General features: G+C 64.7%; 24 protein-coding genes. 13 read left to right on the top strand and 11 right to left on the bottom strand.

What is annotated here, in order from left to right:
• The first annotated feature begins 17 nt into the window (after window positions 1–17).
• The 4 genes from BGP00_RS21145 to BGP00_RS21130 all read left to right on the top strand — a co-directional run bounded on the left by BGP00_RS21145 (window position 18) and on the right by BGP00_RS21130 (window position 4,473).
• Window positions 18–1,025: an efflux RND transporter periplasmic adaptor subunit gene (locus BGP00_RS21145; RefSeq protein ID WP_292688794.1), complete on the top strand. Its 1,008-nt coding sequence runs from the start codon at window positions 18–20 to the stop codon at window positions 1,023–1,025.
• The gene (locus BGP00_RS21140) at window positions 1,025–2,275 is read left to right on the top strand and encodes an ABC transporter permease (RefSeq protein WP_292688792.1); all 1,251 of its coding nucleotides are present in this window, start codon (window positions 1,025–1,027) and stop codon (window positions 2,273–2,275) included. Before BGP00_RS21145 ends, BGP00_RS21140 begins: the two co-directional genes overlap by 1 nt.
• Complete coding sequence (locus BGP00_RS21135; RefSeq protein WP_292688790.1) at window positions 2,275–2,991, top strand: ABC transporter ATP-binding protein; 717 nt, start codon at window positions 2,275–2,277, stop codon at window positions 2,989–2,991. Before BGP00_RS21140 ends, BGP00_RS21135 begins: the two co-directional genes overlap by 1 nt.
• Window positions 2,992–3,075: 84 nt before the next feature.
• Window positions 3,076–4,473: a hypothetical protein gene (locus tag BGP00_RS21130; protein WP_292688789.1), complete on the top strand. Its 1,398-nt coding sequence runs from the start codon at window positions 3,076–3,078 to the stop codon at window positions 4,471–4,473.
• Here the strand turns inward: BGP00_RS21130 and BGP00_RS21125 are convergent.
• The 4 genes from BGP00_RS21125 to cysK all read right to left on the bottom strand — a co-directional run bounded on the left by BGP00_RS21125 (window position 4,451) and on the right by cysK (window position 8,388).
• The gene (locus BGP00_RS21125) at window positions 4,451–5,287 is read right to left on the bottom strand and encodes a transcriptional regulator (protein WP_292688787.1); all 837 of its coding nucleotides are present in this window, start codon (window positions 5,285–5,287) and stop codon (window positions 4,451–4,453) included. The genes BGP00_RS21130 and BGP00_RS21125 overlap by 23 nt on opposite strands.
• A 71-nt stretch (window positions 5,288–5,358) precedes the next feature.
• Window positions 5,359–6,474, bottom strand: a complete 1,116-nt coding sequence (gene ald, locus BGP00_RS21120; RefSeq protein WP_292688785.1) for an alanine dehydrogenase — start codon at window positions 6,472–6,474, stop codon at window positions 5,359–5,361.
• A 293-nt stretch (window positions 6,475–6,767) separates the two neighbouring features.
• Window positions 6,768–7,460 carry a glutamine amidotransferase gene (locus BGP00_RS21115; RefSeq protein ID WP_292688783.1) on the bottom strand — a complete coding sequence of 231 codons (693 nt, stop codon included), beginning with the start codon at window positions 7,458–7,460 and terminating at the stop codon, window positions 6,768–6,770.
• 7 nt (window positions 7,461–7,467) lie between these two features.
• The gene (gene cysK / locus BGP00_RS21110) at window positions 7,468–8,388 is read right to left on the bottom strand and encodes a cysteine synthase A (RefSeq protein ID WP_292688781.1); all 921 of its coding nucleotides are present in this window, start codon (window positions 8,386–8,388) and stop codon (window positions 7,468–7,470) included.
• Window positions 8,389–8,604: 216 nt separating this feature from the next.
• Here cysK and BGP00_RS21105 point away from each other — a divergent pair, with 216 nt between their 5' ends.
• Window positions 8,605–9,648: an aldo/keto reductase gene (locus BGP00_RS21105; RefSeq protein WP_292688779.1), complete on the top strand. Its 1,044-nt coding sequence runs from the start codon at window positions 8,605–8,607 to the stop codon at window positions 9,646–9,648.
• On the opposite strand, the gene BGP00_RS21100 is transcribed toward BGP00_RS21105, so the two are convergent.
• The 4 genes from BGP00_RS21100 to BGP00_RS21085 form a co-directional block, all read right to left on the bottom strand.
• Window positions 9,645–10,355: a cytochrome b/b6 domain-containing protein gene (locus BGP00_RS21100; protein ID WP_292688777.1), complete on the bottom strand. Its 711-nt coding sequence runs from the start codon at window positions 10,353–10,355 to the stop codon at window positions 9,645–9,647. The two genes, BGP00_RS21105 and BGP00_RS21100, sit on opposite strands and share 4 nt — an antisense overlap.
• A 72-nt stretch (window positions 10,356–10,427) precedes the next feature.
• Entirely contained in the window at window positions 10,428–10,880 is a 453-nt protein-coding gene (locus BGP00_RS21095) for a cytochrome c (protein ID WP_292688775.1), read from the bottom strand.
• 123 nt (window positions 10,881–11,003) lie between these two features.
• On the bottom strand, window positions 11,004–11,921 hold the full coding sequence (locus tag BGP00_RS21090) for a pirin family protein (protein ID WP_292688773.1): 918 nt from the start codon (window positions 11,919–11,921) through the stop codon (window positions 11,004–11,006).
• A gap of 26 nt (window positions 11,922–11,947) precedes the next feature.
• Window positions 11,948–12,646 (bottom strand): pirin family protein, encoded by a 699-nt coding sequence (locus BGP00_RS21085; protein WP_168604182.1) that lies wholly within the window; start codon window positions 12,644–12,646, stop codon window positions 11,948–11,950.
• 114 nt (window positions 12,647–12,760) lie between these two features.
• On the opposite strand from BGP00_RS21085, the gene BGP00_RS21080 reads away from it, so the two are divergent.
• A complete protein-coding gene (locus tag BGP00_RS21080; RefSeq protein WP_292688770.1) occupies window positions 12,761–13,672 on the top strand; it encodes a LysR family transcriptional regulator in 912 nt (303 codons plus the stop codon).
• 230 nt (window positions 13,673–13,902) lie between these two features.
• Here BGP00_RS21080 and BGP00_RS21075 read toward each other — a convergent pair whose 3' ends face one another.
• Window positions 13,903–15,300, bottom strand: a complete 1,398-nt coding sequence (locus tag BGP00_RS21075) for a short-chain fatty acyl-CoA regulator family protein (protein ID WP_292688768.1) — start codon at window positions 15,298–15,300, stop codon at window positions 13,903–13,905.
• A gap of 180 nt (window positions 15,301–15,480) precedes the next feature.
• Between BGP00_RS21075 and BGP00_RS21070 the strand changes: the two genes are divergently transcribed.
• The 5 genes from BGP00_RS21070 to BGP00_RS21050 all read left to right on the top strand — a co-directional run bounded on the left by BGP00_RS21070 (window position 15,481) and on the right by BGP00_RS21050 (window position 21,597).
• The gene (locus tag BGP00_RS21070; RefSeq protein ID WP_292688766.1) at window positions 15,481–17,076 is read left to right on the top strand and encodes an isocitrate lyase; all 1,596 of its coding nucleotides are present in this window, start codon (window positions 15,481–15,483) and stop codon (window positions 17,074–17,076) included.
• Window positions 17,077–17,214: 138 nt separating this feature from the next.
• Window positions 17,215–17,385: a hypothetical protein gene (locus BGP00_RS21065; RefSeq protein ID WP_168604178.1), complete on the top strand. Its 171-nt coding sequence runs from the start codon at window positions 17,215–17,217 to the stop codon at window positions 17,383–17,385.
• A 172-nt stretch (window positions 17,386–17,557) separates the two neighbouring features.
• Complete coding sequence (locus BGP00_RS21060) at window positions 17,558–19,372, top strand: DUF885 family protein (RefSeq protein WP_292688764.1); 1,815 nt, start codon at window positions 17,558–17,560, stop codon at window positions 19,370–19,372.
• Window positions 19,373–19,483: 111 nt separating this feature from the next.
• Entirely contained in the window at window positions 19,484–19,939 is a 456-nt protein-coding gene (locus BGP00_RS21055) for a hypothetical protein (RefSeq protein ID WP_292688762.1), read from the top strand.
• Window positions 19,940–20,049: 110 nt separating this feature from the next.
• On the top strand, window positions 20,050–21,597 hold the full coding sequence (locus BGP00_RS21050) for a tannase/feruloyl esterase family alpha/beta hydrolase (protein WP_292688760.1): 1,548 nt from the start codon (window positions 20,050–20,052) through the stop codon (window positions 21,595–21,597).
• Between the two features lie 22 nt (window positions 21,598–21,619).
• Here BGP00_RS21050 and BGP00_RS21045 read toward each other — a convergent pair whose 3' ends face one another.
• Window positions 21,620–21,889, bottom strand: a complete 270-nt coding sequence (locus tag BGP00_RS21045; RefSeq protein WP_210428538.1) for a hypothetical protein — start codon at window positions 21,887–21,889, stop codon at window positions 21,620–21,622.
• Between the two features lie 116 nt (window positions 21,890–22,005).
• On the opposite strand from BGP00_RS21045, the gene BGP00_RS21040 reads away from it, so the two are divergent.
• Entirely contained in the window at window positions 22,006–22,989 is a 984-nt protein-coding gene (locus tag BGP00_RS21040) for a 5'-methylthioadenosine/S-adenosylhomocysteine nucleosidase (protein ID WP_292688757.1), read from the top strand.
• Between the two features lie 38 nt (window positions 22,990–23,027).
• On the opposite strand, the gene BGP00_RS21035 is transcribed toward BGP00_RS21040, so the two are convergent.
• On the bottom strand, window positions 23,028–23,318 hold the full coding sequence (locus BGP00_RS21035) for an EthD family reductase (protein WP_292688755.1): 291 nt from the start codon (window positions 23,316–23,318) through the stop codon (window positions 23,028–23,030).
• Between the two features lie 180 nt (window positions 23,319–23,498).
• On the opposite strand from BGP00_RS21035, the gene BGP00_RS21030 reads away from it, so the two are divergent.
• Window positions 23,499–24,056, top strand: coding sequence for a phosphoribosyltransferase family protein (locus tag BGP00_RS21030; protein WP_292688753.1), 558 nt, complete (start codon window positions 23,499–23,501; stop codon window positions 24,054–24,056).
• The last annotated feature ends 63 nt before the right edge of the window (window positions 24,057–24,119 follow it).

Here is a 24,119-nt window from a genome sequence, read left to right as displayed (position 1 = left end):
GACAGGAGGCAGAACGGGTGGTAAAGGCGCGTTACGTCATAGGCTTGGGGCTGGTGCTGGCGGCGGGCGCGGCGGGTGTCTGGGCCTGGCGCGACCGGCCGTTGAGCGTGCAGGTGGCGCAGGCGCAGCTCGGCCCGGCCTCACAGCAGGTCTATGCCACCGGCTATGTCGAGGCTCAGCAGCCCGTTTCCGTCTCCTCGCGCATCACCGCCCCTGTGGCACGAGTGCTGGTGGATGAAGGCGTGGCGGTGAAACGCGGTCAGGCGCTGGTGCTGCTTGCCGATGATGAACAGCATGGCCTGCTCGATCAGGCCCGCGCCCAGCAGCGCGCCGCCGAGGTGATCGAGCGGCGCAATCTTGCCCTGTTCCGCGATGGATGGGTGACGGCGGCGGCGCGCGACAATGCCACCACCGCCGCCGACGCCGCCCGCGCGGCCAGCGCGACCGCCCGCGCGCGGCTCGACCAACTGGTGGTGCGCGCCAATTCGGACGGCATCGTGACCAAGCGCGACGTCTATCCCGGCGATCTGGCGACACCGACCAAGGTCTTGTTTCAACTGGGCGATCCATCGCGCATCCGCATCACCGCCACGGTGGACGAGCGCGACATCACCCGCGTGGCCGTGGGGCAAAAGGCGCTGATGTCCTCCGATGCGCTGCCCGGCGCGATCCCGGCGCATGTCTCCGAGGTGACACCCGGCGGCGATCCCACGGTGCGCGCCTTTCGCGTGCGCCTGTTGCCCGATACGGACGCGCCGCTGCCGATGGGGCTGACGCTGGAGGTCAATATCATCACCAGCGAGCGCAAGGCCGCCGTGCTGGTGCCTGCCTCGGCGCTGGTGGGCGATGGGCGGCATGTCTGGGTGGTGGCGCAGGGCCGCGCGGCGTCGCGCACGATCACCAAGGGCGCCGACGGCACCAGCAAGGTCGAGATTACCAGCGGATTGCGCAGCGGTGAAACGGTCATCCTCAACCCGCCCGCCGATCTGGCGGAGGGGCAGCGCCTGCGTCCGGCGCAGCCCTGATGCTGGCGCGCTTTTCCCTGCTGGTCCATATTGCCTCGCGCCATCTGATCGTGCGGCGGCGGCAAACGCTGGTGGCCACCAGCGGGGTCGCGGTGGGGGTGGGTTTTTTTCTGGCCGTGTCCGCGCTGATGGTGGGCAGCCAGAATGATTTCGTGCGGCAATTGATCGATGTCGCGCCCCACATCATCATCTCCGACGAATTGCGCAGCCCCCCGCCCCAGCCCGGCATTGCCGCCTATCCCGGCGGCGCGGTCCAGCTTCACGGCTATCGCATCCGCAATGAGGTGCGCGGATTGAAGGACTGGCAGCGGATTCTGGCCAGCGTCAATGCCATCCCCGGCGCGATCGGTTCGCCCAGCCTGTCGGGCGCGGTCACGCTGCGGCTGGGCGGGCGGGACGAGCCGCTGGCCATTGTCGGCATCGAGCCGGGGCTGGAGGCCAGGGTCAGTTCGATCAGCGACAAATTGCGCGCCGGGCATCTGGACGATCTGGAACGGGTGCAGGGCGGGGTTATCCTCGGCGAGGAGCTGGCGCAAAGGCTGGGGCGGGGCATGGGCGATATCGTGCCCGCCACCGCCGCCAACGGCACCACGCGGTCGCTGCGCATCGTTGCGCTGGTCAAAAAGGGCAACAGCCAGCTTGGCTCCTCCTCAGGCTACATGCTGCTGCGTGAGGCGCAGAGCCTGCTGGGGCGGCCCTTCATCATCAACCGGATCGGGGTGAAACTGAGCGATCCCTATGCCGCCGAGACAGTCGCGGCGGGGCTGGAGGCGCGCTATCGCTATAAGGCGCAGAGCTGGCAGGAGCGCAGCGCCGATTTCCTGTCCTTGCTGCTGACGCGCAATGTCATCATGTATACGGTGGTTTCGGCCATCCTGCTGGTGGCGAGTTTCGGCATCTACACCGCCGTATCGAACAGCGTGGCCGACAAGCGGCGCGACATTGCCATCCTGCGCTCGATGGGCTTTTCGCAGGGCGATCTGCAGATGGTCTTTGTGCTGGAGGGTATGGCGCTGGCGGTGATCGGGATTTTGCTGGGCTGGGCGCTTGGCTTTGGCCTGATGACCATTCTGGGCAGCCTTGAATTTCCCATCGGGGGCGAGATCCAGCACATGCCGCTCGACCGTTCGCCGCGCCAATATGCGATTGCGGCGGCGGCCTCGCTGGCGGCGGGCGTGCTGGCGGCGTGGCTGCCCGCACGCAAGGCCTCGCGGGTCGATCCGGTCGATATTCTGCGGGGGGCGGTCTAATGGTCGCTCCGGTTCTGCCAGAGCCGGTTCTTGTCGCGCGCCATCTGCGGCGCGAGCTGGACGGCGATCCGCCGCCCGTGCTGGTGGCGGACGCGGATCTGGCGGTGATGCCGGGGCGCTTTACCGCGATTGTCGGGCCTTCGGGCTGCGGCAAATCCTCGCTGCTCTATCTGCTGGGCCTGATCGACCGGCCGACGGGGGGGCAATTGCTGTTTGACGGGCGCGATCTGGCGCAGATGTCGGGGGATGAGCGCGCGGCGATCCGGCTCGAACATTTCGGTTTCGTGTTTCAGTTCCATTTCCTGCTGCCCGAATTTACCGCGCTGGAAAATGTCATGCTTCCGCTGCGCCGCCTCGGCCGCCTCTCGGCGCGCGAGGTCGAGGCGCGGGCGACCAGCCTGCTGGCCGATGTGGGCCTCGCGGAAAAGGGGTGGAAATTGCCCGAAAAGCTCTCGGGCGGCGAAAGACAGCGCGTGGCCATCGCCCGCGCCCTGGCCAACAATCCGCGCCTTGTGCTGGGCGATGAACCGACCGGCAATCTGGACAGCGTCAATTCGGCCCGCGTGGTCGAACTGTTCCGCGCGCTGGCCCATGAACAGGGGCGCGCGGTGGTCTGCGTGACGCATGACATGGGCATTGCCGATCTGGCCGACATTCGCGTCTCCATGCTGGACGGGCGCGTGATCGAGGTGAGGGAACAAAACCCGCCCTCGTGAAATATGGAAGAAATATCCGGGCAAACGGCCCGGCCTACCGCCCTGAAAAGCCCTGCCCCGCAGGCCTGCTTCAGGAGATGCCCCATGCTGCGCTGGTTGCGCCACCTCTATGGTCGGATGGAAAGTGCGATCCTTGACCATGGCCTGTATCGGCCCGGTCGGCTGTTGCTGGTCATGGTCGGCATTCTGGCGGTGCGCGGGCTGGGCGATGATATCTTTGCGGCCTTCAGCGGCGACCGAGATTCGATGTTCTTTCCCGCCAATGACCGCTATGCCGATTTCATCAAGGTGGCGCTGTCCTACAGCCATATTTTCACCGAAACGCTGGCCAGCAAGGCCTATCTCAACCACTGGCCCTATATTTTCCGGCTCTATCTGCTGGACAATCCCTATGACCTGTCGGCGCACAACCTGTCCCTGCCCGACGATCAGGCCGATGTGACCAACCTCCACCTGCCGCCCTTTGCCAGTGTGCTTTATCTTTCCTGCGCCCATCTGATCGCGGCCACCAATCCGCTGGTGGCAATGGCGGTGTTCTGGGGGGCCTATCTGATCGGAGGATGGGGCGTGGCGCGGATGGCGCGGGCGCATTTCGGGGTGTCGCGCCAATGCGGCTGGTTCATCCTATTTGCCGCGCTGGCCTGCTATCCGGTGCTCTGGATGCTCTCGCGCGGCAATCTGGCGGGGGGCTATTCGGGCCTGCTCACGCTGGGCTGGCTGGCCACGGCCGTGTCGGGGCGAGGCCGCTGGGCGGGCTGGGTGATGCTGGCGCTTTCGGTCAATCTGCGGCCCGAACCGGCGCTGCTGGTGCTGATCGAGTTGCTCGGCTCGGGCTCGCTCCGGGCGCGGTTTTGCCGCATGGCGATTCCGGGCGCGATGAGCGTGGCGCTGGCCGCGATCGCCTTTCCCATCGCCCATGCGCTTTATCCGCTCTATACGCTGGACAATGTGCGGCGGGGTCTGCGGATCTATCATTACCGCTATATTGTCTCGGACATGGGCGATGAATGGAACGCCTCGCTGTTTCTGTGGGCGAAGGGCGTGCTGATGCTGATGGATGTGCGCCCGCGCTATAACGAAACACTGGCGCAGGCGCTGGAATTATGCGGCAGCGCGGCGCTCCTGCTGGCGATCTGGGGCGCATGGGCGCGGCGGATTACCCTGCCGGTGCTGGTGTTTCTGCTGACGGCGCTGCCTGCGATGTTCGTGCCGGTCTATTCCTATTACCACATCGTGGCCTTTGTCGCGGTCCTCGCGCTGCTGGTGGCCGATCTTGAGCGCAATCCCCCTCGCCGCGGCGACCGGCGCCTGCCGCTGCTGATCGTCACGGTGCTGGTGATGTCGCCGCTGGGCGGGGCCTATTCCAACGGGCTGATCGACAGCCTGCTGATGCTGGGGGGTACGCTTTATGGGCTGGCGCCGCTGGCGCGCGATGCGTTCCGGGCCTTGGGGGCCTCGCCTATTTCAGCCCCAGTTTCCTGATCGCGCGCCAGCCCAGCGCCTTGGCCTTGTTCTGCTCGGGCCAGCGGCCGGGGCGGCGCGGGTTCAGCCCAAGACCGCGCAGCACGCCGTTGAAGGCATGGGCGGCGGCCTCGTCATAGGACCATTGCGAGCGCCAGGTGATCGAGAGCGAAACGGAGACCTCCGGCCCGTTCTTCACGAAATGCGGCGCCATCACAGGGACCATCAGACCCTGACCCGGCGCCAGCGCGAAATCGCGGCCGCCGGGCAAAAGGTCATCGCTCCATTTCAATTCGCGCCCGCCGCCGGTGTGATAAACCTCATGCACGCGCGCGGGACTATAGGCTTCCTCAGCGGCGGGAAACTGGGTCATGACCTTGCTGCCCCGGATCTGCATCAGGATATTGTGTTCCGGGTCAAAGTGATAGGGCGTGACCGCATCGGGCGATGAGACGAAGACGAAGCCCTGCGGGTGATAGACCTTGCCGGTCTTGGGGAGAATCGCCCCTTCCAGCTCGCCGATCACATCGAGCAGCAGCGCGCGATAGGCGTCATCCTCCTCCAGATGCTTGATCGCCACCCAGCAGCCCGCGCTGTCGATCTGGCGCACCGCATCGGCGGCGCTGATCGAGGGCACGGAGGGCTTGCCGGTGATGCCGATGGGCTGTTTGGCATAGGCATATTCAACATTCCCGGCCGGCAGCCGCTCGATCAGCCGGGCCAGCGATTCCAGCTCCATCAAGGGATGGTCGCAAAGATTATGCTCCATCACATGCGGCACTTCGGGATAATTGGCGGCAAAAGTTTCGAAGGCACGCGGCGGCAAAAAAGACATCGGCCATGATTCCCCTGAATTTGCGCCCCGGTTTAGGCGCAGAATGCCAAGGAATGGCTAACGCCCGCGCCTCACCCCAGCGCGGCCTCGGGCGCCACGGCGGCATAGCCCAGCGCCTCGGCCACGGCGGCATAGGTGATATGCCCATCCCACACGTTCAGCCCATGGCGCAGATGGGGATCGCGGCGCAGCGCCTCGCGCCAGCCCAGATTGGCCATCGCCAGCGTATGGGGCAGGGTCGCATTGTTCAGCGCATAGGTGCTGGTGCGCGCCACGGCGCCGGGCATATTGGCCACGGCATAATGAACGATGCCATCGACGATATAGGTCGGGTCGGCATGGGTGGTGGCATGGCTGGTTTCAAAACAGCCGCCCTGATCGATGGCCACATCGACCAGCACCGCGCCCGGCTGCATGGTGGAGAGCATCGCACGCGTCACCAGCTTGGGCGCCGCCGCGCCGGGGATCAGCACCGCCCCGATCACCAGATCCGCCCCCGCCACGGCGGCGGCCAGATTGGCCCGGCTGGAATACAGCGTTTTGGCCCGCGCGCCGAAATGAGTCGAGAGCCGCTCGAGCACCGAGGGACTGCGGTCAAGGATCGTCACATCGGCGCAAAGGCCGACCGCCATTTCCGCCGCGTTGAACCCCACCACGCCGCCGCCGAGCACCACCACCCGCGCGGGCGCCACCCCCGGAACCCCGCCCAGCAAAACCCCGCGCCCGCCATGCGCCTTTTCCAGCGCCGTGGCCCCGGCCTGCACCGCCATACGCCCGGCCACCTGCGACATGGGCTTGAGCAAGGGCAGGCCGCCCTGCGCGTCCGTCACGGTTTCATAGGCGATGCAGACCGCGCGCGATTGGACAAGATCAGCGGTCTGCGCCGGATCGGGGGCCAGATGAAGATAGGTGAAGAGCACCTGCCCCTCGCGCAGCATGGCCCGCTCGACCGCCTGCGGCTCCTTGACCTTGACCACCATATCGGCGCGGGAAAATATTTCGGCAGCGGTGGGGACAATTTGCGCGCCGGACGCCGCGTAATCGGCATCACTGGCGCCAATACCAAGGCCCGCGCCCACCTCGACCAGCACTGTGTGGCCATGGGCGGTCAGCTCGTAAACGCTCTCCGGGGTCAGGCCAACGCGGTATTCGTGGTTTTTGATCTCTTTGACAGTGCCGACAATCATGGGGCGGACTCCTTGATGGTGCGGTTTAGATGGGGAGGAGACAGGAGAAATGCGAGGGTCTAGACCCTCGCGCTCCCGATACTGTCTGCGTTGCGTAATGGGTTCGGCGAAAGGGTGTCGGACGCGCTGTTTGGATTTTAAAGCCTGCGGCGCATTCCAGCGCTACCTATCCGCGCCGCAGGCTTAAACAATCCCACCCAACGCCGCCGACCTCCCACCACCCCATTAACGGGATTGCAAAGGGCCCCCGCCCTTTGCCCGCCGGAGGCATAAAACCATAAAACCCACAAACCTTACCCCACCCCCGCCAACCACTCCGCAATCATCGCCCGCCCGGCTGCCACGGCCTTAGGCCCCAGCTCGGCATGGGCCGCGCGCAGATCGGCCTCGGTCCCGCCCGCCTCGACCACGCTTTCGGGCCATTGCGCGATCCAAGCATCAAAGCGCGGGTCCATGCCCATTTCGGCATGGAATTGCAGAGCGAGAATGTTGCGCCCGCGACGAAATGCCTGATGGTCATAGACATGGCTGGCGGCCAGCAGTTCGACGCCTTCGGGGCGAGTGAAGGTGTCGCCATGCCAGTGCAGCACCGGAACGCCTTCGATATGGCGCAGCGGGCTGTCCTTGGCGTGGACGTGGACGGGGTGGAAGCCCACTTCCTTGCGCGGGCCGGGATAGACCTCGGCCCCCAGCGCCGCGGCCATCATCTGCGCACCAAAGCATACGCCCAGCGTTGGCCGATCCGCCTCCAGCCGCATGGCAAGGCGGCGCATCTGGCAGCGGATCCACGGGTGCCGTTCCTGCTCATAGACACCCATAGGGCCGCCCATCATGATCAGCAGGTCAGGCTCACGCAGGTCCAGCGAGGAGAAGGCGGGATCGGCCACATCGATGCGATCCACTTCATATCCCGCCGCCTCGATCGGGGCGCGATAGCCCGCCACGCCCTCATAGGGGACGTGGCGGATGATAAGGGCTTTCTTCATCTTGGCCTTAGGGTTCGGGCAGGAAGTCCGGCACCGAGAGATAGCGCTCGCCGGTGTCATAGTTGAAGCCAAGGACGCGGCTGCCCGCGGGCAGTTCCTTCAGCTTCTGCGCGATGGCGGCCAGCGTGGCGCCGCTGGAAATGCCCACCAGAATGCCTTCCTCGCGGGCCGAGCGGCGCGCCCATTCCTTGGCATCGGCCGGATCCACCTGAATCACGCCGTCGATGCTGGCCGTGTGCAGGTTGGCCGGAATAAAGCCGGCGCCAATGCCCTGAATCGGGTGGGGCGCAGGCTGTCCGCCGCTGATGACGGGCGAGAGAGTGGGCTCGACCGCATAAGCCTTCAGCCCCGGCCAGACGGGTTTCAGCGCTTCGGCAACACCGGTCAGATGGCCCCCGGTGCCGACGCCGGTGATCACCACGTCAATCGGCGTATCGGCGAAATCGGCCAGGATTTCCTGCGCGGTGGTGCGGGCGTGAACGGCGGGGTTGGCGCCATTTTCAAACTGCTGCGGGATCCATGCACCGGGGATATTGGCTGCCAGTTCCTTGGCGCGCTCGATCGCGCCCTTCATGCCCTTTTCGCGCGGGGTCAGATCGAAGGACGCGCCATAGGCCAGCATCAGGCGGCGGCGCTCGATGCTCATGCTTTCGGGCATGACCAGGATCAGCTTGTACCCCTTAACCGCCGCAACCAGCGCAAGGCCGATCCCGGTATTGCCGCTGGTGGGTTCGATGATCGTGCCGCCGGGCGAAAGGGTGCCATCCGCTTCGGCCGCCTCGATCATGGCCAGCGCGATGCGGTCCTTGATCGAACCGCCGGGGTTGCCGCGCTCGCTCTTTACCCAGACCTCGTGATCGGGAAACAGGCGCGAAAGGCGCACATGGGGCGTGCCGCCAATGGTTGCGAGAATCGAATCGGCCTTCATCGGTCTTGCCTTTCCTCTTGTTGGCGCCGCTCCGCCGCGCCGGATCTTCTGGCGCTCAAGCCATGGACCGGTTCTGATTAATCCTCAATGACAACTAATCCAGTAGAGTTTTCTTGTCGGCGCACAAATCCCGCTTTATCCCTCTGGATGAACCGGGATTTGCTTCCTATCTTGGGGCTTCCTATCTCCTTCCCCCCAATCAGGAATCATCCCCGCATGGATTATCGCCCGCTTGGCACCACTGGCCTCTCGGTCAGCGCCGTCTGCCTTGGCACCATGACCTTCGGTTCGCAGAATACGCAGGCCGAGGCCCATGAGCAGATCGAGGTCGCGCTGGATCACGGCATCAATTTCATCGACACCGCCGAAATGTATCCCGTCACCCCGGTCAGCCCCGAAACCTTTGGCCGGACCGAGGAGATGATCGGCGCATGGATCGCCCAATCTGGCCGCCGCGACAAAATCGTGCTGGCCAGCAAAGTGTCCGGCCCGGCGCGCCATTTCCCCCTGCGCGGCGGCAACAACAGCCTTGACCGGCGCAATATCGAACTGGCCATCGACGACAGCCTGCGGCGGCTTCAGACCGATTATCTCGATCTCTATCAACTGCACTGGCCCGACCGGGGCGTGCCGATGTTTGGCGGGCGCGGGCTGCAATCGCTGAATGACCGCGCCGATGCCGCGCCGTTGGAGGAAAGCATTTCGGCGCTGAAGGATCTGGTCAAGGCGGGCAAGATCCGCGCCTTTGGCGTGTCGAACGAGACGCCCTGGGGCGTGTCCGAGGCGCTGCGCCTGCACCGCGACAAGGGCCTGCCGCGCGTGGCTTCGATCCAGAATGCGTATAACCTTCTGAACCGTGTGTTCGAAATGGGCCTGTCGGAATTTGCCCTGCGCGAAGGGGTGGGCCTGCTGGCCTACTCGCCGCTGGCCGCCGGACATCTGTCGGGCAAATATCTGGGCGGCGTGGTGCCCAAGGGTTCGCGCGTCGATGTGGCCAAGCAGTTCACCCGCTATTTCACCATCAACCAGCAGCAGGCAGCCGCGCGCTATATTGCCGTGGCGCAGGCTTTCGGCCTGTCACCCGAGCAACTGGCGCTGGGCTTTGTTTACAGCCGTCCGTTTGTCACCAGCTCGATCATCGGGGCCACCAGCGTCGAACAGCTCAAGATCGACATCGCCGCCAGCCTCACCCCCATCCCGGAGGAAGCGCTGACGGCGATCAACGAGGTGTACAACCTGTACCCGGATCCGTGCCCTTAATAGGAAATATCGTAAGCCGGGGGCGGCGGAGGCACGAAATGGCCGCCATGATAGACCCACCAGGTCAAGCCCCCGGCCAGCGCCAGCGCCACGGCAAGACGCCACAGCGGCGCGCCCTTGGGCTGGGCCACGGGTTCTTCATAGGTCTTCTTGCCCGTCACCATCGGGGGCACCAGCCGCTCCTTCTTGGCCACGGCGTAATAGATGATCGCGCCCAGATGGACGATCACCATCAGCACGATCAGGTTGAACCCGACCTCGTGCAATTCGGTCAGCGTCTCGGCCAGATCGGACCCCACCCAGTAATTGAGCGGCCCCGAATAGGTGGCGTCGGTGTCGGTGGCGAACAGGCCCAGCGTGACCTGCGCCGCCATCAGCCCCAGCAGGCCCAGCACCGAAAGCGCGCCCAGCGGATTATGGCCGATCACCGGGCCGCCATCGGCCCCTCGCCCGCTGCGCAGATAGGCCCGGATCGCGCCCGGCCCCTTCACGAAACTGGTGAAACGCGCAGGTTCGCTGCCCAGAAAGCCCCAGAGGATGCGAAAGCCCACGATGAACACCAGCGCCAGCCCCAACTTGATATGCAGGTCCATCTTGCCGGTCTTATACGTGGCCCACATCGCAGGCACGAGCAGCACCACGCTCCAGTGAAACAGGCGCACCGGCAGATCCCATAGCCGGATGGTGCGCGACTTGTTCTGATCCATATCGGACCCCCCAATCAAAAAGAGCGCCCGACTTTGGCCGGGCGCTCCAGAATTTCAATACAAAAGGACCGATCAGTCCTTGTTCTTGAACTTTTCGTGGCAACCCTTGCAGGTGCCGCCCAGCGCGCCCATCGCCTTGCCGGCCGCGGCCAGATCGCCCGAATCAGCGGCGGTCTTGAAACCCTTGGCGGCGGCCGAGAAATCAGCAGCGGCCTTCTTGAAGCCAGCCTGATCGCTCCAGATTTCGGCCTTGGCGGCGGTCTTCACGCCCGCTTCCGCGCCGGTGCCCTTGGGGAACCAGGTGCCCAGCTTGTCGGCATAACCGGCCACGGTGGCCGCGCTGGCCTTGATGACGGCGGCATCGGGGTTGCCCGACTTGAACGAGTCGCCCGCGCCCTTCATCGCCTTGCCCATTTCCTTGAGCGACTTCTGGCGCGCCTCGATCATCTGGGCGGGCGATGCCGCCTGAGCCGCCACAGCCACGCCCAGCGCGAGCGCACCAATCATCATCGAAATCTTGCGCATAAATTCTCCCGATCTCTTTCGGGCACAGCGCAAGAGCCGCCCCCGACCAGCTTTAGGGGTCGCTTTTGGCCATGGTAAAGTCAAGTCTTCGAATGTCGTCAAATGTATTGAAACTGGCGATCCTCACTTGAGCTTCACGCCGGGCACATCCTCGGGCAGGGGGATGAACTCATCATCGCCGGGCACCGGGCCAAAGCGGCCCTCGCGCCAGTCCTGCTTGGCCTGTTCGATGCGGTCGGCGCGGCTGGAGACGAAATTCCAGTAAACATAGCGTTTTTCGGCAAAAGGCTCGCCCCCGATCAGGAAAATGCGGGCGCCGTTCGCGCTGGAGATCACCACCTCGGCGCCGGGCTTGAAGATGATGAGCTGGCTGGTGGCAAAGCTGCCCTCCTGCCCCTCGACGCCAACCTCGCCGTTCACGACATAGGCGGCGCGCTCGACATGATCAGCGGCAAGGCGATAGCGCCCGCCCGGCGAGAGCACCAGATCGCCGCACAGCACATCGGAATAGGTTTTGACCGGCGAGACCAGCCCGTCGATCTGCCCGGCAATCACCGAGAGATGGAAACCCTTGTCGCCATCGCGCGGCATGCCGCTCGCGCCATAGTGGAAGAATTCGGGCGCGGTTTCCTCATATTGCGTGGGCAGCGCCAGCCAGGTCTGGAGGCCGAACAGCCCGCCCTGCTGACCGCGCAGCCCTTCCGGGGTGCGCTCGGAATGGACGATACCCTGCCCCGCCGTCATCCAATTGACCGCGCCCGGCTCGATCACCTGCTCGCTGCCCAGCGAGTCCTTGTGCATGATCGCCCCGTCCAGCAGATAGGTCAGCGTGGCAAGGCCGATATGCGGATGGGGGCGCACGTCCAATGCCTGACCGGGGGTAAAGGCCACCGGCCCCATCTGATCCAGAAAGATGAAAGGCCCCACCATCCGCCGCCCCGCATTGGGCAAGGCGCGGCGCACATTGAACCCATCACCCAGATCGCGCAGGGGGGGCACGATCATCATCTCGACGGGGCTGTTGACGGCAAAATCAGTCATGGGACCTCTCCTTCTTTCCGGGCGCTTTATGCGGTTTCGACCAGCACGATTTCGGCATCATCCAGGGCGGTGATACGCAGATTTTCCTCATCGGCAATGGCCACACCATCGCGCGGCTGGGCGGCGATGCCATTGACCTCGATCCGGCCCGTGGCCGAGACCAGATAACCCTTGCGCTGTGCGCCCAGCGGGTAGTCCACGCTCTCGCCCGCGCGGATCGTCGCGCCCAGAACGCGCCCTTCGGTGCGGATCGGCAAGGCATCGGCATCATCGCCATAACCGCTGGCCAGCACGACCATCTGCCCGGCGCGTTCGCCGCGCGGGAATTGCTTGGCGCCCCAGCTTGGCGCGCCGCCGCGCGTCGTGGGCTGGATCCAGATCTGGAACAGCGTGGTCACCTCGTCCTCAAGGTTATATTCGGCATGGGTGATGCCTTCGCCCGCGCTCATCACCTGAACGTCGCCCGCTGCGGTGCGGCCGGTGTTGCCCAGGCTGTCCTTGTGCGTGATCGCCCCGGTACGGACATAGGTGATGATTTCCATGTCGCGATGCGGATGCGGCGGAAAGCCCGACTTGGGGGCGATCGTGTCATCATTCCACACGCGCAGAGGGCCCCACTGCATACGGGCGGGGTTGTAATAATCGGCAAAGGAAAAATGGTGATTGGCGTCCAGCCAGCCATGATTGGCATGGCCAAGGCCGGCAAAGGGGCGAAGTTCGATCATCGGCTTTCTCCAGTGCGCCGCTGTATGGATACGCGGCTGTTGGGGCCAAGATAGGGATTGCGCGGCGCAAAGAAATGGCAATGATGGAAAAGCATCGGTGAAAGGATTTTACCAATGAGCTTGCCCGATCTTGAGGCATGGGCGATCTTTGCCAAGGTGGTCGAGCATGGATCGTTTGCCGGGGCGGCCCAAGCCTTGGGCCTGTCCAAGCCCACCGTATCCAAGGCACTGACGCGGCTGGAAATGCGCCTTGGCGTACCGCTGCTGCATCGCACCTCGCGCCGCCTTGCGCTGACCGAGAGCGGCAAGGGCGTGCTGGACCGCGCGCGCCGCATCCTGTCCGATGGCGAAGCGGCCGAGGCCGAAGCCAGCGCGCAAGGGCTCACCCCGCGCGGCACGGTGCGCCTCGCCGTGCCGATGAGTTTCGGCCTGCGCCATGTCGCGCCCATCCTGCCCGATTTCATGGCGGCCTACCCGCAGGTTCACGTCGATCTCGACCTGTCCGACGCGCTGGTCGATGTGGTGGGGGGCGGGCATGATGTGGTGCTGCGCATCGCGGGGCTGGAGGACAGCTCGCTGCGCGCGCGCCGCCTGTGCAAGGTGCGCCGCCCGCTGGTGGCCAGCCCCGGCTTTCTGGCGGAACACGGCGCGCCGGGCCACCCGCGCGATCTGGCCGCCCTGCCCGCGCTGCTCTACTCCAACCTTGCCGCGCCCGGCGTCTGGCGGTTTTCGCATGTTTCACAAGGCGACTATATCGTCACCGTCGAAGGGTGCTTGTCCGCCAACAATGCCGATGCCCTCACCCCCGCGCTGCTGGCGGGCAAAGGCATGGCGCTCCAGCCCGACTTCATGGTCTGGGAATATCTGGCCAGCGGGGCGCTGGTCGAGGTGCTGCCAGAGTGGCGCATTCCCGATATCGCGCTCCATCTGGTGACGCCACCCGGCGCGCTGCGGCCTGCGCGGGTGGTGGCGTTGATCGAGTTTCTGGCGGCGAGGCTGGCGGGGGCGGAGTGGGCCAGGGATTGAGGGGGTTTTAGATGCGAGGGTCTAGACCCTTGCGCTCCCGTTACTGTCTGCGTTGCGCCATGGGTTCGACGCCCGGTGTCGGACGCATCGTTTGAATTTTAAAGCCTGCGGCGCCTTTAACGCAGGCTCTCCGCGCCGCAGGCTTTAAAAACCTCCCACCCTCTCAAACCCACCCCCATTTATGGGATTGCAAAGGGACGAGTCCCTTTGCCCGCCGGAGGCATAAATCCCTAACTCTCCGCCAACCCAAACGGCGCCGCCCCCCGCCGATAATCCTCGGCCATCACCTCACGCCCGATCGGCGGCAAGGCCCGCGCCGCACAATCCGGGCGATGGCACAAGCGGCAGGACACCCCGATGGGCGCAGCCTCGACGCGGCGCGGATCGGCCCCTTCAGCATAGATCAGGCGAGGCGCATGCTCGGCGGCGCAGGCAAGGGCAACGGCGCGCAGGATCCGGGGCTGGCGGTATCCGCCGCCGCCCGATTCGACGGTGCGGGCGATGGAGAAGAAGCGCTGACCATCGGGCAGTTCGAGCCATTGGGTGTGGACCCGGCCCGGCGAGGCGAAGCAATCATGGACATTCCAGAGCGGGCACCCCCCGCCGTGCGAGGCAAAGGGGAAACCCGCGCCGTCGAGCCGTTTCGAGATATTCCCCGCCGCATCGAGGCGCAGGAAGAAGAAGGGCACCTTTTCCGCATTGGGCTTGTGCAGCGTGGTCATGCGGTGGGCGGTCTGTTCAAAACTGGTGCCGAACAGGCGGGCGACGGCCTCGATGTCATAGCGCCGCTCCTCGACCGCGCGGGCGAAGGCGTCATAGGGCATCAGAATGGCCGCCGCGACATAGCCCGCCAACGCGCGGCGGACGAGGTTCGATGTGGTCTGGCTGGCGAACCCGCCCTCACGGGTCAGGACGTTGATGTCGCCCCGGCATTCCTGATAGGCGATTTGCAGCGCCGCCTGAAACCGCGCAGTATTGGCCGAGAGCGTATCGACCAGCAGCAATTGCTGATTATGCCGGTCAAAGCGGCGGATCGCGCCCATCATCACATGGTCGGGCAGGCTGCGGGTACGGATGCCGTGGCGCTGGGCAAGGTACGCTTTGGGATCGCCCGCTTCGGCCACGAGGGCGGCGATGCCCTCGGCGCGCGCATCGAGCGAGGGGAACCAGTTGCGGCGGGCCGAGATAAAGCGCCGAGCCTCGGCCACGGGGTCAGGCGTCTGGCTGCCCCCGCCCGCCGAGAGGTCGGCCAGCGCGGCCTGTTCGCGCGTATAAGCGCCGTGGAGCCGCAGCAGAGCCTCGGAAATGCCGGGGAAGGAGGTGGCCAGATCGGCAACCTCCAACGCGGGCAGGTCAATATCGGCAAAAATCGGATCGCGCAGGACGTCCTGCAATCGGCGGCCATAATCGGCGCCCTCATCCCCGCCCAGATCGTCGAGATCGAGTCGATAGGCGCGTGCTAGGCGCAGCACGAGATCGGCGGTAAAGGGCCGCTGGTTGCGTTCGAGCAGGGCGACGTAGGAGGGCGAGATTTCAAGATCGGCCGCCATCGCCTGCTGCGTCAGCCCCAGTTCGCGGCGCAGGCGTTTGAGGCGCGGCCCCATATACAAGGGTTTCGGTCCGGACATGGCGGCATCCTCTCATGGCTGTCTTGTCATGTCTATACAACTTTACAGACAAAAGATGTAAAGTTTTACAGCCGCACTTCGCCGTGAATTTTCTTCGGCCCGGCCCCGGCATAAACAGGCTTCAACAACGCAGATGCCCGGCAATTGATGGGCGCGTTACACCCAGCGGGAGTTGAAGCCATGACGTACCAGTCCACCATCGCCGAAGCCAACACGGCCATTGGTCCTAACACCGACACATGGAACGGCATCGACGCGGCCAATGTGGCCCGCATGCGCCTGCAGAACCGTTTCCGCACCGGCCTTGATATTGCGCGCTATACCGCCAAGATCATGCGTCAGGACATGGCCGCCTATGACGCCGACCCTGCCAATTACACCCAGTCGCTGGGCTGCTGGCACGGCTTCATCGGTCAGCAGAAGCTCATTTCGATCAAGAAGCATTTCGGCAGCACCAAGGGCCGCTACCTCTATCTTTCGGGCTGGATGGTTGCGGCGCTGCGCAGCGAGTTTGGCCCGCTGCCCGATCAGTCGATGCATGAAAAGACCAGCGTGTCGGATCTGATCGAGGAACTTTACACCTTCCTGCGTCAGGCCGACGCCCGTGAGCTGGGCGGCCTGTTCCGGGAACTGGACGCGGCGAAAGCGGCCGGCGATGCGGTCAATACCCATCGTCTCCTGCACAAGATCGACGAGTTCCAGACGCATATCGTGCCGATCATCGCCGACATTGACGCCGGTTTCGGCAATGCCGAAGCCACCTATCTGCTGGCCAAGAAGTTCATCGAGGCGGGCGCCTGCTGCATCCAGATCGAAAATCAGGTTTCGGATGAAAAGCAGTGCGGCCACCAGGACGGCAAGGTCACCGTTCCGCACGAAGACTTCCTCGCGAAGATCCGCGCGGTGCGTTACGCCTTCCTCGAACTGGGCGTTGACGATGGTGTGATCGTGGCCCGCACGGACTCGCTGGGCGCGGGGCTGACCAAGCAGATTGCCTATGTCCGCGAAAAGGGCGACATCGGCGATCAGTACAACAGCTTCCTCGACTGCGATGAAGTGACCGCCGATCAGATCACCCACGGCGACGTGCTGATCACCCGCGACGGCAAGCTGATGCGTCCCAAGCGCCTGCCCTCCAACCTGTTCCAGTTCCGCACTGGCACCGGGGAAGACCGCTGCGTTCTCGACTGCATCACCTCGCTTCAGAACGGCGCGGACCTGCTGTGGATCGAAACCGAAAAGCCGCATATCGGCCAGATCGGCGGCATGGTCAGCCGTATCCGCGAAGTGATCCCGAATGCCAAGCTGGTGTATAACAACAGCCCCTCGTTCAACTGGACGCTGAACTTCCGCCAGCAGGTGTTCGACGCCTGGGTCGAAGCGGGCAAGGATGTGTCGGCCTATGACCGCGCCCGTTTGATGAGCGTCGATTATGACGCCACCGAACTGGCCATCGAAGCCGACGAGCGCATCCGCACCTTCCAGCGTGACGCGGCGGCGCAGGCCGGGATTTTCCACCACCTGATCACCCTGCCCACCTATCACACGGCGGCGCTCAGCACCGACAATCTGGCGAAGGAATACTTCGGCGAGGCCGGTATGCTGGGTTACGTCAAGGGCGTGCAGCGTCAGGAAATTCGTCAGGGCATCGCCTGCGTCAAGCACCAGAACATGTCGGGCAGCGACATTGGCGATGATCACAAGGAATATTTCTCGGGCGAAGCCGCGCTCAAGGCCGGTGGTGTCCACAACACGATGAACCAGTTCGCGGCATAAAGTCGCAGGGGAACCAGTTCGCGGCATAAAGCCGCAGGGGAACCAGTTCGCGGCGTAAAACTCCGCAGGGGCGGCCTCAGTAGGCCGGGGCCGCCCTACTTTTTGATTACCAACCCTTCTTGCATGAGGAGAAAGACGATGACGACCCAAGTTCGCGAACCCGCCCGCGCCCGCGCCGTCCTCTCGACCGAGGACTTCCGGCTCTTGCAGGAAGCGGTACTGTTCTATCTGCGCGCCCATGAGGATGCACCGGGAACCGCCAAGTTCTCGAACCTGTATCACCGGCTGGGCAGCGTGACGCGCCGATAAGAACAACAGACACAAGTTTCGTTTAGACTCCTGGGGAGGAGTTGACTTGAGGCCCGCCGGAGCGATCCGGCGGGCCTTCCTTTGCCCGGACCGCGCCTTACTTTCATCTTTGTCAATTACGCGCATGCTGATACACAACCGCCCGTCACAGGTTTTGCATGGGGCGACAGATATGAAAAGACGCGCATTCCTCTCCTCGGGCGCCGGTGCCGCTCTGGCGGCCGCCCTGCCCATCACCGCGCGCGCTGCCGGGGATGGCGCCGGACAGGGTGACGCCGCTTTCGTCGCGCTGACCGACCGGATCTTTTACGAGCGCCTCGAACTGTCGCCGCAGGATGCCACCTCGATCGGGCTGGACAAAGGCGAACGCGCCCCGCTCAAATCCCTGCTCAACGACCGCAGCCAGGCCGGTTTCGAGCGCTATGTGGCCCATCGCCGGGGCGCTGCCGCAGCGCTGCGGGCGATCAACCCGGCCACCTTGTCGCCCACGGCGGCGCAGCAGCGCGAACTGGCGCTGTGGTATGAGGATCGCGCGATTGCCTCGGCCAAATTCGGCATCGAGAATGTCGAGAACCCCTATGTCCTCTCGCAGGCCGACGGGGCCTATTTCGAAGTGCCCGATTTCCTCGACAGCCAGCATCCGGTCGCCACGAAAGAGGATGCCGAAGCCTATCTGGCGCGACTCGATGCGTTTGACCGGGCCATTGATCAGGACAGCGAGAAGCAGAAATCACGCATCGCGCGCGGGCTGATCGCGCCGGGCTGGTCGCTGGATCTGACACTGGGCCAATTGCGGGGCCTGCGCGCGGCAAAGCCTGAGGAAAGCGGCATGGCCACCTCGCTGGCGCGCCGCGCGGCCAAGGCGGGGATTGCCGGCGATTGGCAGACCCGCGCCGCCGCCATCGTCGCGGCCAAGGTCTATCTCGCGCTCGACCGCCAGATCGCCTTTGTCGAAAGCCTGAAAGCACAGACCCCGGCGGGCGACGGCATCTGGCGCGTCAAGGATGGCGAGGCGATCTATGCCGCCGCTCTGGCCGAGGCGACCACCACGAACTTCACGCCCGAGGAAATCCACAAGATCGGCCTTGCGCAGGTGGCCGACCTTTCGGCCCGGCTGGACAAGGTGCTGCGCGCCATTGGCATGACGCAGGGGACCATCGGCGCGCGTCTGGCCGCGCTCAACACCCGCCCCGATCAGCTTTATCCCAATACGGACGAGGGCCGCGCCGCGCTGCTGGCCAGCCTTAACCAGAGCGTGGCGGCGATGCAGCAAAAGCTGGGCGCGGCCTTTAACGATCCGCCCAACGATCCGCTGGAAATCCGCCGCGTGCCGGTCGAAATTCAGGATGGCGCGCCCAACGGCTATTACTATCGCGCGCCCTTCGACGGCTCGCGTCCGGCCATCTATTGGATCAACCTGCGCGACACCGCCAACTGGCCCAAATACAGCCTGCCCGATCTGACCTATCACGAAGGCGTGCCGGGCCATCACCTGCAATTGTCCTATGTGCGGCGCGCGGGCAATCTGCCGCTCCTGCTGCGCAACACGTTCAATTCGGCCTATGCCGAGGGCTGGGCGCTCTATGCCGAGCAGGTGGCCTATGAACTGGGCGCGCTGCCGGGGCTGGACGAGGCGGGCTATCTGCAATCGCTGCTGTTCCGCGCGACGCGACTGGTGGTCGACACCGGCATCCATACCAAGCGCTGGAGCCGCGAAGAGGCCACGCGCTATATGATGGACACCACCGGCTTTGTCCGCGGGCGCAGCCAGAGCGAAATCGAACGCTATATCTGTATGATCGGACAGGCGTGCAGCTACAAGATCGGCCATAATGTCTGGGTGGCCCAGCGCGAAAAGGCGCAAAAGGCGCTGGGGCCGAAATTCGACATGGGCTGGTTTCATGACGTGCTCAAGGACGGCATCCTGCCGCTGGCCATGCTGGAACGGCGGGTGGATGAACGCATCGCGGCGCGGCGCAAGGGTTAAAATTTTCGGCCCCCGCATGGTTAATGCCGCCTAGCGCTAAATACAGGGGGTCGCCGCAAGTTTCTCCGCAAACCCATCGTGTACAAACCGCCCACCAACGAAAGGAATAAAATGGGCGCGCGCAATGGTATCCCGATGGATCGCTCGGATTGGTTTCACCGGCTGGACGAACTGGCCCGGACCATAAAAGAGGCGCAGGCCGGGCAGGAGATCCATCTGCTGCGCCTGTTCCTCGATCTGCTCGACCATGCGCCGGAAACACCTTTGCTGCAGGGCCTCATGCCGCCATCGCGTGATCGTATCGAGGCCGTTCTGGCCGTCGGCGCGATGGAAAGCGCGGCCATGATCCTGATGGGCGAGGACAGCGGTTTTTGCCTGTCGCGCGGGGCCGACGGCACGCCGCTGGCCTCGGTCCTGCTGCCCTATCGCTTTGCGGAAACCACCTCGGGCGGGGCCAGTCTGACGCTGGCCTGTCTTGGCGCGCTGGCGGGCGCGCTCAACGGCGCGCAGGGGCAAATGGCGGGCAGCGCGCAGTTCGATATTCCGGCCGACACTTTGCTGCATTGAACGCCCGCGCCGCGATGGCAGGGCCTGAAAATTCTTGTCAGCGGGCGACGGGATTGTCATACCTTACAACGAAAGGTTGCTAAAAACCTGCGTTGAGAGGACCGCCCCCGATGACCCTGCTTTCCGTGCGCTCCGGCCTGTTGCTGACGCCGCTGCTGCTGGCCGCCTCCCCGGCCATGGCGGCTCCTCCCGCCTCCGGGGCGGGCGCCTGTGCGGCCATGGCGCGCGAGAATTTCGGCCCTGGCGTGGCGATCACCTCGGCGCGGATGGTCCCGGCGGGCACAGTGCCGGGCGAAATGGGCGCGCCGCCGGTTGCCTTGCCCGCCCATTGCCGGGTCGAAGGCACGATCAATGCGCGCCAGTCCAAAGGCGTTACCTATGGCATCGGCTTTGCCATCGCCCTGCCCGCCAATTGGCAGGGGCGCTTTCTGCTGCAGGGCGGGGGCGGGCTGAACGGCACGATCCGCCCGCCCATCGGCGCGGCGGCCTCGGGCAAGATCCCCGCTCTGGCGCGCGGTTTTGCCGTCATCAGCCATGACAGCGGCCACAAGGGCGCGGTTTTCGACAGGGATTTCATGGTCGACCAACGCGCCGCCCTCGATTTTGCCGAAAGCTCGGTGCGCGAAGTGGCGCTGCTGGGCAAGGCGATCACGCGGGCCTATTACCGCCGCCCGATCGCGCGCTCCTATATGGCGGGCTGTTCGACCGGCGGACGCGAGACGATGCTGGCGGCCCAGCGCTATCCCGAATTGTTCGACGGGCTGGTGATTGGCGCGCCCGCGATGCGCACCGGCAATTCCAATCTGGCCACCACCTATGCCGCCGTCACCTTCAACCAGGCCGCCCCGCGCGATGAAGCCGGACTGCCGATCCCCGCGCAGATCTTTTCCGCCGCCGACCGCAAGACCATCCTCGATGGCCTGTTGAACCAATGCGACGCGCTGGACGGGCGCAAGGATGGCATGATCGCTAATGTAGCCGCCTGTCATTTCCGCCCCGCCGCATTGGTCTGCGCGCCCGGCGCGGCGCAGAATTGCCTCTCGCCGCTTCAGGCCGAGGTGCTCGAACGCGCCTTCCAGCCCCCGCGCGACAAGGCGGGCCATGCGCTCTATTCGCCCTATCCCTATGACACGGGCATCATCGCCACAGGGGGCGGCATCCCCGGCTTCCTGCCCACCGGCATGCCTGGCCCGCTCGGCCCGCCGATCCGCGCCTTGACCTTCGATCCCGACGCCCGCATCGAAGCGATCCGCGCCGATTTCGTGCAAGGGCTAACCGACACCGACCGCTGGACCAACCTGTCGGGCTTTCTGGGCCATGGCGGCAAGGTGCTATTCTATCACGGGGTTTCCGACCCGTGGTTCTCGGCCTTCGACACATGGGATTACTGGCAGCGCGCGGCCGCCGCCAATGGCTCGGCTTTCACCGATGCCAGCCGGTTCTATATGGTGCCGGGCATGGGCCATTGCGGCGGGGGCAATGCGTTTGACACATTCGACCTGCTGGGCGCGGTGGTCGATTGGGTGGAAAAGGGCGCGGCGCCCGAGGCCATCGACGCCTTTCGCCGGAGCGGGAGCGAGACGATGCCGCTCTGCCCCTATCCCGGTTTTGCCCGATATGCCGGTGATCCGGGCCGCTTCACCTGCGCCCCGCGTTAACCCTGCGCATTAAGGCTGGCGGTTAAGACTGGTCGCGCTCGGCCCGATAGGTTGCGCGCTGCCAGTCATAGGCCGGTTCGACCAGCTCAGGATGGTCCTTGAACGCCTCGGCGGGCGGCGGGGCCATGCCCATCGCGTCGAGCAGCACCCAGAGCGCGAATTTGCGCCCGCCCTCCTGCTCGACCCCGAAATCGAGCGCGAGCTGTTCGCAGCCCATCGCTAGCGTGTCGGGATCGACATCGGCCAGATCAGTCGTGTGGAAATAATGGGTGAGCAGCATGTCGAGTTCCATGGCGAGACCCTTGCGCCATCGCGCCCGGTTTGAACAGGCCCATCCGCAATTCGGCCCGGTTGACAGGCCGCGCCGCGCTGCCCCAACCTTGGGCGCTGTTTCCAATGGAGTTTGCCATGATCGCCCGCCGCTGCCTGCTTGCTCTTGCCCTTGCAACATCGGCACTGGGGGCGGCCCCGGTTGCGGCAAAGCCTGCCGCCGTCGCTTCGGGCAAGCTGGACGCTATCCCCCGCACCGTCATCATCACTGCCTTCGAGCCGGAATGGGTGGCGTTGGAAGGCGCGGTGAAAGCTCCCAAAGCCTATCACATCAACGGCCTGACCATCCTGACAGGCAAGATGGCCGGACGCCCGGTGGTCTTGCTGCAATCGGGCGTCTCGATGGTCAATGCGGCGATGAACACGCAATTGGTGATCGACCGGTTCAACGCGCGGCGCATCGTCTTTTCCGGCATCGCGGGCGGCATCGACCCGGCGCTGTCGGTGGGCGATGTGGTGGTGGCCGACCAATGGGCGCAATATATGGAGGTCGCGCTGGGCCGCAAAAAGGGCGATCAGTTCATCAGCCCCGACATCTATGACGACCCCGACCATCTGAGCAATTACGGCATGATGATCCCGCGCACGGTGCGCGTGGGCAATGCGGCCCAACCGGCCAAGCGTCATCGCTGGTTTCCGGCCGATCCCGCGCTGCTGGCGCTGGCGCGCAAATCGGTGGGGGGCTTTGCGCTCGAACGCTGCCTGCCCGCCAACGAGCCCATCCCCCAGACGCGCGGCGTTTCGGCCGAGGCGGGGCGCTGCCTCGACCATCAGCCCCGCGTGAGCGTGGGCGGCAACGGCATTTCCGGCCCTGCCTTTGCCGACAATGCCGAATATCGCGAATATCTCTTCGCCCAGTTCAAGGCGCAGGTGCTGGACATGGAAACGGCGGCCACGGCCCATGTCGCCTATGCCAACCAGGTGCCCTTCATCGGCTTCCGCTCGCTCTCCGACCTTGCGGGCGGCGACAGCGGGCCGAACCAGTCATGGGTGTTCGGCCGCCTTGCCGCGCGCAATGCCGCCACGGTGGTGCAGCGGTTTGTGGCCGCGCTTCCTGATTGAGGGGCCGAATTGAGCGGGGCACCGGCCCTCTCAGCCCATCAAAACGCCCGGTAGATCACCGGCGCGATATTGGTGAATTTGGGCAGATCACCCATCACCTTGGGCGTCTCGATCCCGTTCAGCGCCGCATCGATTGCCTCGCTGCTTTCAAAACGCAGCAACACCGCCCCGTGCCACGGCTGATCGCCCTGCGGCAAGAGCACCTCGGCGCTGCTCAGCCCATAGGGCGTCCAGCAGGTGCGGACCAGCGGGATATGCGTTTCCACATAGTATTCGGCGTCAAAATGCGTGTCATTCCCGACCGGATAGCTGACAACCAGAGTAGGCATGATCTTCTCCTCATCCCGCGCCCGGTTCTGGCCGGGCCGCTTGTGTGGTGCCAACTTGCCGCAATTATCGGCAATAGGCGAATTGCCCTTTGGTCCTACGCGCTTTTGCCCGCGAGCCTGTTCAAGGGCGCGTAAAGCGTTTAACCTCGCCCCATCCGACATCAAAAGAGCCGTTCTGCCATGATCGAAAAGCGTTACCTCTCGGCCAATGACCTGCTTGCCGACTCCTTTCGCCTTGCCAATAAAATCCTCGATTCCGATTTCCGCCCCACCCATATCGTGGGCATCTGGCGCGGGGGGGCGCCGGTGGGCATCGCGGTGCAGGAACTGCTGGAATATCACGGCGTGGTGACCGACCATATCGCGGTGCGCACGGCCAGCTATACCGGCATCGACCGTCAGGAGGACGAGGTCCAGGTCTATTCGCTGGGCTATCTGATCGACACGCTGGAGCCTACCGACAAGCTTTTGGTGATCGACGATGTGTTCGACAGCGGGCGCTCGATTGCCGCGTTCCTCAAGGAACTGGCCGCGCGGTGTCGGCATAACACGCCCAAGACGATCCGCAGCGCCACGGTTTACTACAAACCGCGCCGGTCGAAAGTGGATATCAAGCCCGATTTCTATGTCTATGAGACCGATGAATGGCTGGTGTTCCCGCATGAGGTGGACGGGCTAACCAAGGAGGAAATCCGCAAGCACAAGCCCGAGGCGGCGATCATCCTGCGCGAGGAATAAGAGGAGGTGCGCGAATTTTTGCAACGCATGGGGCAAAAATTTGCGCTTTCTCGCACAGGATGG

Source organism: Novosphingobium sp. 63-713, from assembly GCF_001898925.1.
Lineage (GTDB): Bacteria > Pseudomonadota > Alphaproteobacteria > Sphingomonadales > Sphingomonadaceae > Novosphingobium.
This window is presented reverse-complemented; position numbering and strand designations above follow the sequence as displayed.

What these genes read in the sequence shown, in the direction of transcription:
- BGP00_RS21135 (WP_292688790.1), top strand. Translation starts at nt 2,275, where the DNA reads ATGGTCGCTCCGGTTCTGCCAGAGCCGGTTCTTGTCGCGCGCCATCTG.
- BGP00_RS21090 (WP_292688773.1), bottom strand. Translation starts at nt 11,921, where the DNA reads ATGACTGATTTTGCCGTCAACAGCCCCGTCGAGATGATGATCGTGCCC.
- BGP00_RS21140 (WP_292688792.1), top strand. Translation starts at nt 1,025, where the DNA reads ATGCTGGCGCGCTTTTCCCTGCTGGTCCATATTGCCTCGCGCCATCTG.
- BGP00_RS21050 (WP_292688760.1), top strand. Translation starts at nt 20,050, where the DNA reads ATGACCCTGCTTTCCGTGCGCTCCGGCCTGTTGCTGACGCCGCTGCTG.
- BGP00_RS21105 (WP_292688779.1), top strand. Translation starts at nt 8,605, where the DNA reads ATGGATTATCGCCCGCTTGGCACCACTGGCCTCTCGGTCAGCGCCGTC.
- BGP00_RS21055 (WP_292688762.1), top strand. Translation starts at nt 19,484, where the DNA reads ATGGGCGCGCGCAATGGTATCCCGATGGATCGCTCGGATTGGTTTCAC.
- BGP00_RS21045 (WP_210428538.1), bottom strand. Translation starts at nt 21,889, where the DNA reads ATGGAACTCGACATGCTGCTCACCCATTATTTCCACACGACTGATCTG.
- BGP00_RS21080 (WP_292688770.1), top strand. Translation starts at nt 12,761, where the DNA reads ATGAGCTTGCCCGATCTTGAGGCATGGGCGATCTTTGCCAAGGTGGTC.
- BGP00_RS21065 (WP_168604178.1), top strand. Translation starts at nt 17,215, where the DNA reads ATGACGACCCAAGTTCGCGAACCCGCCCGCGCCCGCGCCGTCCTCTCG.
- BGP00_RS21130 (WP_292688789.1), top strand. Translation starts at nt 3,076, where the DNA reads ATGCTGCGCTGGTTGCGCCACCTCTATGGTCGGATGGAAAGTGCGATC.
- BGP00_RS21060 (WP_292688764.1), top strand. Translation starts at nt 17,558, where the DNA reads ATGAAAAGACGCGCATTCCTCTCCTCGGGCGCCGGTGCCGCTCTGGCG.
- BGP00_RS21095 (WP_292688775.1), bottom strand. Translation starts at nt 10,880, where the DNA reads ATGCGCAAGATTTCGATGATGATTGGTGCGCTCGCGCTGGGCGTGGCT.
- BGP00_RS21070 (WP_292688766.1), top strand. Translation starts at nt 15,481, where the DNA reads ATGACGTACCAGTCCACCATCGCCGAAGCCAACACGGCCATTGGTCCT.
- BGP00_RS21085 (WP_168604182.1), bottom strand. Translation starts at nt 12,646, where the DNA reads ATGATCGAACTTCGCCCCTTTGCCGGCCTTGGCCATGCCAATCATGGC.
- BGP00_RS21030 (WP_292688753.1), top strand. Translation starts at nt 23,499, where the DNA reads ATGATCGAAAAGCGTTACCTCTCGGCCAATGACCTGCTTGCCGACTCC.
- cysK (WP_292688781.1), bottom strand. Translation starts at nt 8,388, where the DNA reads ATGAAGGCCGATTCGATTCTCGCAACCATTGGCGGCACGCCCCATGTG.
- BGP00_RS21075 (WP_292688768.1), bottom strand. Translation starts at nt 15,300, where the DNA reads ATGTCCGGACCGAAACCCTTGTATATGGGGCCGCGCCTCAAACGCCTG.
- BGP00_RS21040 (WP_292688757.1), top strand. Translation starts at nt 22,006, where the DNA reads ATGATCGCCCGCCGCTGCCTGCTTGCTCTTGCCCTTGCAACATCGGCA.
- BGP00_RS21035 (WP_292688755.1), bottom strand. Translation starts at nt 23,318, where the DNA reads ATGCCTACTCTGGTTGTCAGCTATCCGGTCGGGAATGACACGCATTTT.
- BGP00_RS21125 (WP_292688787.1), bottom strand. Translation starts at nt 5,287, where the DNA reads ATGTCTTTTTTGCCGCCGCGTGCCTTCGAAACTTTTGCCGCCAATTAT.
- BGP00_RS21115 (WP_292688783.1), bottom strand. Translation starts at nt 7,460, where the DNA reads ATGAAGAAAGCCCTTATCATCCGCCACGTCCCCTATGAGGGCGTGGCG.
- ald (WP_292688785.1), bottom strand. Translation starts at nt 6,474, where the DNA reads ATGATTGTCGGCACTGTCAAAGAGATCAAAAACCACGAATACCGCGTT.
- BGP00_RS21100 (WP_292688777.1), bottom strand. Translation starts at nt 10,355, where the DNA reads ATGGATCAGAACAAGTCGCGCACCATCCGGCTATGGGATCTGCCGGTG.